At 64.2% G+C, this 6018-nt stretch carries 4 protein-coding genes; 1 reads left to right on the top strand and 3 read right to left on the bottom strand.

What is annotated here, in order from left to right:
• Window positions 1-182 precede the first annotated feature (182 nt).
• Entirely contained in the window at window positions 183-2144 is a 1962-nt protein-coding gene (locus MESS4_RS07860) for a M23 family metallopeptidase (protein WP_006328591.1), read from the top strand.
• A gap of 42 nt (window positions 2145-2186) precedes the next feature.
• On the opposite strand, the gene MESS4_RS07855 is transcribed toward MESS4_RS07860, so the two are convergent.
• From MESS4_RS07855 to MESS4_RS07845, 3 genes are all read right to left on the bottom strand, one after another.
• On the bottom strand, window positions 2187-3746 hold the full coding sequence (locus tag MESS4_RS07855; RefSeq protein WP_006328590.1) for an MFS transporter: 1560 nt from the start codon (window positions 3744-3746) through the stop codon (window positions 2187-2189).
• Between the two features lie 136 nt (window positions 3747-3882).
• Window positions 3883-5343 (bottom strand): L,D-transpeptidase family protein, encoded by a 1461-nt coding sequence (locus tag MESS4_RS07850; RefSeq protein WP_006328589.1) that lies wholly within the window; start codon window positions 5341-5343, stop codon window positions 3883-3885.
• Between the two features lie 150 nt (window positions 5344-5493).
• The gene (locus MESS4_RS07845; protein ID WP_006328587.1) at window positions 5494-5859 is read right to left on the bottom strand and encodes an MmcQ/YjbR family DNA-binding protein; all 366 of its coding nucleotides are present in this window, start codon (window positions 5857-5859) and stop codon (window positions 5494-5496) included.
• Window positions 5860-6018: the final 159 nt, after the last annotated feature.

The following is a 6018-nucleotide window of genomic DNA, read 5'->3' as shown; positions in this document are numbered from 1 at the left end:
CCTTGTAAGAGACTGCGCGGGCCTCCCTATAAGAGACTATAAGAGGACCCCTGAGAAAGACGTGTGATTGGGGATTTCGACCGAGGCCAGGCGCTTCGTTGACTTCGCCCGCCGTGACAGGCAAATGTCATGGCCACCAAAACGACAAGCCGTTCCGCCCGGGGAAGAAGCAGCCTTTCTGGATGCCAGATACGGAAGACGTTATAGCCGAACTCGGCAACGAGCCGCCGCTGATCGCGGATGGCCGCAGCGGCCCGCCCGACCGGCGCGAGGTTTCGGCGCGCTGGCTATCGGGCACTTTTCTCACCGGGGTGACTTCCAGTGTGTTGATGGGCGTGGCGCTGTTTGCAGCCCTTGACGGGCGCCAGCAATTGGCGACGCCGCCCGAGATCGCCGAGCTGATCAGCCTTGCCAGCGGCGATGATTCCGGCGAGGCCGCCAAGACAGCGCGGCTGGTGGCGCTGCGCCAGATCGCCAAGGCCAAGGACCGCCGGCGCATGGAAGTGTCGATGGTCACCAAGGTCGGCGACCGCGACGTCATTCACACCATGCCTTTCGTGCAGATCAAGATGACGCTTGCCGGGCAAACGACCAGCCGCTCCTACCCGCCTTTCGACCCGATGCAGGTGTTTGGCGACGACGGCGATGACGATGCCCAGCCGGCGACCGCTTCCGCCACACCTGGCCAGATCTATGGCGCCAAGGTCGAAAGCGAGATGAGCCTGAAGACCATCGATTTCCCGATCGGGACGGCCGCCTTCGATGAAAAAAGCGACTTGTCCGCCGACGAGGTGGAAAAGGTGGTGCGCGAGGCCGGCACGGGTCTCAGCGACGGCGCCGTGCAGGTCGCGTCGCTGCATTATGTCGATCCGCAGCGATTCGGTGAAGCCTTCGCCGAATCGATGGCCGGTTCCTACGACGTCAAGATCGTGCCGGAAAACGTCTCGGTGTCGCCGCGCGCCGTTGCCGACGATCAGACGCCGGCTTTCGCCGAGGAAATCATTCCCTTCACCAAGGATACGGACATCGCCGAAGCCTTCGCCGATTCGGGCTATACGGGCGACGACGCCACCGGCATGGCCGAGGCGATCGCCAAATTGCTGAATGCCCCGGCGCTCAAGGCCGGAACCGTATTGCGCGTCGGGCTCGAAGTCCGTGGCGACACCGCCAAGGTCGTTCGCACCAGTGTCTACGACAGGACCCAGCATATCGTCACCATCGCGCTCGACGATCGCGGCCAGTATGTGCCGGCGCGGGAGCCGGAGCCCAATCCCGAATTGCTGACCGCGTTCGATGATTCGCCGCCGGTGGTGGTGCGCGGCAGTCTGCCGAACGTCTATGACGGCATCTACCGCGCCGCCTATTCCTACGGCATGTCGAAGGCGATGACCCAGCGGCTGATCAAGCTGCTGGCGTCCGGTGTCGATTTCCAGTCGCGGCTCAGTCCGTCGGATCGCATCGAGGTGCTGTTCTCGCAACCGGACGGCGACGACCAGGCATCGGACGAATCCGAACTGCTCTATGTCTCGGCGACCTTCGGCGGCACGACACGCAATTTCTACCGCTTCCAGATGCAGGACGGCGGCACCGACTATTTCGACGAGAACGGCTCGAGCGCCCAGCAGTTCCTGTTGCGCAATCCCCTGCCCGCGGGAAAATTCCGCTCCGGCTTCGGTGCCCGCAGACACCCGATCCTCGGCTATGTCCGCATGCACACCGGCGTCGATTGGGCGGCGCCCATCGGCACGCCGATCATCGCCGCCGGCAACGGCGTCGTCGAAAAGGCCGGCTGGGCCGGCGGCTATGGCAAGCAGATCATCCTCCGCCACGCCAATGGCTACGAGACGACCTACAATCACCAGAGCGCCTTTGCCAAGGGCATCGAACCGGGTGTGCGTGTCCGCCAGGGCCAGACCATCGGCTATCTCGGCCAAACCGGTCTCTCCACCGGTCCGCATCTCCATTACGAGCTGATCGTCAACGGCACCAAGGTCGACCCGATGCGCGTTCGCCTGCCGGTCGGCAAGGTGCTGAAGGGCGACGACCTCGTCGCCTTCAAGCGCGAGCGCGAACGCATCGACGATCTGCTCAAGCAGGAAGACAGCAATTCGCTGAAGGTCGCGAGCGCCAAGATCGAGGGCTAGACCTCAGTACGAAGCAATTCCCCCGAATCAGCCTGCTGAGTATCAGGCCTGCGGGTTCTCCGTGCGGCGCGACCAAGGCAGTGCCTGCCCGGAAATGGTCGTCCAGGCAATGATCGCGGCAAGCAGGCAAAGCAGGGCGGTTGCAAGCGAGACGGCCGAGAAGGCCGCGTCGCTGGCGGCGAGCCTGGTTGCGTCGAGTTCGGGCGCCAGCCCGGCCGATGCCGGTTCGCCAAAACCCGGAATGCCGGACCTGACGTCGGTGTCCAGCATCGTCGAGTAGACCCAGGCTGCGAGCGAGCCCATCGCCGCCACCGCGATCAAGCCGCCAATGCGGGAAACCGCATTGTTGATACCCGAGGCAGCGCCCGTATCCTTGTCCTCGACGGCGGTCATGATCGCTGTCGACAGCGGCGACACGACCAGCGCCATGCCGAGCCCCATAACCGCCATCAGCGGAAATGTTCCGGTCCAGAAATTGTGGATGCCGGCATGGGCGAGCACAGCGAGACCGGCGAAGGCGAAAGCCACGACCAGACTGCCGCTGGCGATCGGAAAACGCGGCCCGATCCGGTCGGACCACTGACCGACCGGCCCCGACAGGAGCGCAATCGAGGCCGACAGCGGCAGGAAGATGAAGCCGACCTCCGCCGTGCTCAGCCCCCATCCGGCGATCAACAGCATCGGCAGGTAGAACAGATTGGCCGACAGCGCGAAGTAGAGGAAGAAGGTCGCCACGTTGGCGCCGGCAAAAGCCCTGATGCGAAACAGCGAAAGGTCGATCATCGGCTCGCGCTGCCGAAGCTCGAAGAAGACAAAAACCACAAGCAGCACCGCGCCGATGACAATGCTTGGTCCCGACATATGCCCGCTGCCCTCGGCGCTCATCGAGGTCAGGCCGTAGGCAAGCGCTCCGAATGCCAATGTGGCGAGCGCGGCCCCGCCGAGATCGAGGCTTCGCCTGTCCGCCGGCGCGTCTGCCGGAACCTTGGCCAGCAAAAGGTAGATCGAGAGAAGGCCGAGCGGCAGGTTGATCGCGAAGATCGCCCGCCAGATGCCGTCGCCGAAGGCTGACAGGACAAAACCACCCAGCACCGGGCCAAGCGCCGTCGTCAGCGCCGAGGCCGCCGCCCAGATGCCGATCGCCCTGCCGCGTTCCTTCTTCGGATAGGCCTTGGCGATGATGGCCAGGCTGCCCGGCACCATGATGGCGGCGCCGATGCCCTGGACGGCCCGAAACGCAATGAGCACCCCGGGATTCGGCGCCACCGCGCAGGCAAGCGAGGCGACAATGAACAGGGCGATGCCGGCCACGAAGGCATGGCGTAGGCCGAAACGGTCGCCGGCCGCGCCTCCGACAAGGATCAGTGCCGAAAGCGTCAATGCATAGGCGTTGGAAATCCACTGCGCCTCGGCGAGGCTGGCGCCGAGATCGACGCGGATCGCCGGCGTGGCGATGGCCAGGATCGAACCGTCGATGAAGCCGAGCGCGGAAGCCAGGATCGCCGCGATCAGCACGAACCTGCGCCGCGATTGCGGGCAGAACGCATCGGCCGGAAAAGAGCCGGTCAGGGGAGTGGCGGCGGCTTCGCTTGGAGACCTCATGAAGCCTGCTTAGACCTCCGATGCACCGTCAACAACCGGCCAGCAGGTTACTGTCGTTGAAACCAGACGGAGGTCCGGGCACGCAGGACAGCTCGGGCCGATCGGCAGGATCGGCAGCCGATCCGAGCGGCTGCGTTCAGTCGACGAATTCCACCGTGACGCCCGGCGACACGATCCTGGCGAGTTCGCGCGCGTCCCAATTGGTCAGCCGCACGCAGCCATGGCTTTCGGTCTTGCCGATCTTGGAGGGATCGGGCGTGCCGTGGATGCCGTAGGTCGGCTTGTCCAGCGCGATCCAGACCGAGCCGACCGGTCCGTTCGGGCCCGGCGGAATGGTCAGGACCTTGTTATTTTCGCCCTGCTTGAAATTGATGTTGGGGTTGTAGGTGTAGTTGGGATCAAGCGCGACCCGCGACACCGTATGCGTGCCGGAGGGCGACGGCGTGTCCGACGAACCGATGGTGGCCGGATAGGCCGCGACCAGCTTGCCCGACGCGTCATAGGCGAAGACCTCTTTCTTGCCCTTGTCGGCGATGATGCGTGCCACCGGCTTCGCCACCAGCTTGCCGAAATTCGCGACCTTGATGATCGTGCCGGGGCGGTTGAAATTGGCGTCGCGATTGAGCGCCTTCAGATAGTTCTCGTCCATGTGGAACCGCTCGGCGATCGCTTCGGTGACGGAGGTGTAGCCCATGCGGTCGAGCTGAGCCTTTTGGCTGTAGTCCTCCGGTATCGACGCGACATAGGGGCCGGCGGCATCCTCCGGTGTGATCGTGTAGGAAGCGAAGGCGTCGCCGCCCGATTGCGCAAGGGCTGCCTGGATGCCGACCGCATCGGTGGATCGCAGATTGCTGCCGGTGATCTCGTTGTAGGCGGCGAGCGCCTTGTCGACATTGGAACCGAAGCGCCCGTCGATCACGCCGGGCGAAGCGCCGGCACGGTCGAGCAGCACTTGCAATGAGGCGATATCCTGGCGTGCGCCGAGCGAAAGCGACGGGTTGACTGTTGTCTTGCCGCCGGTCTTTGGCGGCAACGCCGCCTGCTCGGCCGGCGCGGTCGGCTCGACCGGTTCGATCGAGGCTTCGTCGAGCGGCTGGCGCGTGATGGTGCGCGGCTTTGCCGGCTGCGGCGCTTCCGGGTAGGTGTTGCCATAGCTGCCTTCGTCCTGTGGCGCCTCCGGAAAAGCTTCCACCGAATTGTCGCCATAGGGATCGTCGGCCGGCGGCTCGACGATGCGGCCCTGCTCGTCCAACTGCCTGCGGCGGACGCGCGCCGTGTCTTGCGGATCGTCGAGATAATAGTCGTCATCCTCGACCGGCCCGAGATTACGCCAGCGCTCGCGGCGCAGCGCACGGCGGTCGAACCTGGTCTGCGGCGGCTGGATGGCGATGACCTTGCCGGTCTCGGCATCGACGAGGACGCGGTTTCCCCTGGCGTCGTAATAGACGTCGACATCGCCGTTCTGGGCCACAAGAATGCCGCCGGAATCGCTCGCACGGACAGGTCGCGGCGCGGTATCCGCCATTGGCGAGGCCATCGCGCTCGACACCAGCAACCCAGCGGCAAGCGCCGAAAGGGTGAAAATCGTGCGAAACATGATGGTCAAAACTCTCCGGTCCGTAATGCCGCCGCCCGGCATTGCCCTTACGACGAACCTCTTCGCCAGCAAATCAGTTGCCACGATAAGGGTCCAACATGAACCGGGCATGAAGATGGCGGATTTCTGGCAACGCCGGAGCAATATGCGCTAGCTTGCAGAGAGTCCCAATTCCTTGCGCGCCTGTTTCGTCAGCTTCAGCACGACCAGGCGATGGCTTTCGCGCAGATAGTCCTTCAGCGCGTCGTCATCCATGCTCTGGCTTGTCTGGCGCTGGATCCATTTCATGCCGCGTGACGCAAGATAGGGCGCGGGCCGCAGGCCCGGCTGTTCCTTCAGGATGTCATGGGCGATGTCGGAGCATTTGAAGGTGACGAACGGCTGTTTGCCCTCGTCCCAGCCGGCGATGGCAAACACCTTGGCGCCGACCTTCCAGACATGAGCGCCGCCCCACTGGATGACGTGGGTCGTTGCAGGCAAGGAAGCGCAGAAGCCGTTGTAGTCGTCCAGCGTCATCCGCGCCCCCCATTCAATGCATGTCGCGCAAAAGCATGCCCTCGGGCTTGAACCGGGGGTGCGCAGCGGTTTTGCGATAACGACTTGCATAAAAACAAGACCTTAACGCGACGCGCTTTAAGAGCGCCGCGCGTCCTTCTGAACGCGCGGCGCTCCGAC

Source organism: Mesorhizobium sp. STM 4661 (assembly GCF_000359125.1).
Classification (GTDB): domain Bacteria; phylum Pseudomonadota; class Alphaproteobacteria; order Rhizobiales; family Rhizobiaceae; genus Mesorhizobium.
The sequence above is the reverse complement of the archived record's forward strand: the minus strand, read 5'-3'. Positions and strand labels throughout refer to the sequence as shown.

Excerpts from the sequence above, each read along its gene's own strand:
- MESS4_RS07845 (WP_006328587.1), bottom strand. The coding sequence starts at position 5,859 with ATGACGCTGGACGACTACAACGGCTTCTGCGCTTCCTTGCCTGCAACG.
- MESS4_RS07860 (WP_006328591.1), top strand. The coding sequence starts at position 183 with ATGCCAGATACGGAAGACGTTATAGCCGAACTCGGCAACGAGCCGCCG.
- MESS4_RS07850 (WP_006328589.1), bottom strand. The coding sequence starts at position 5,343 with ATGTTTCGCACGATTTTCACCCTTTCGGCGCTTGCCGCTGGGTTGCTG.
- MESS4_RS07855 (WP_006328590.1), bottom strand. The coding sequence starts at position 3,746 with ATGAGGTCTCCAAGCGAAGCCGCCGCCACTCCCCTGACCGGCTCTTTT.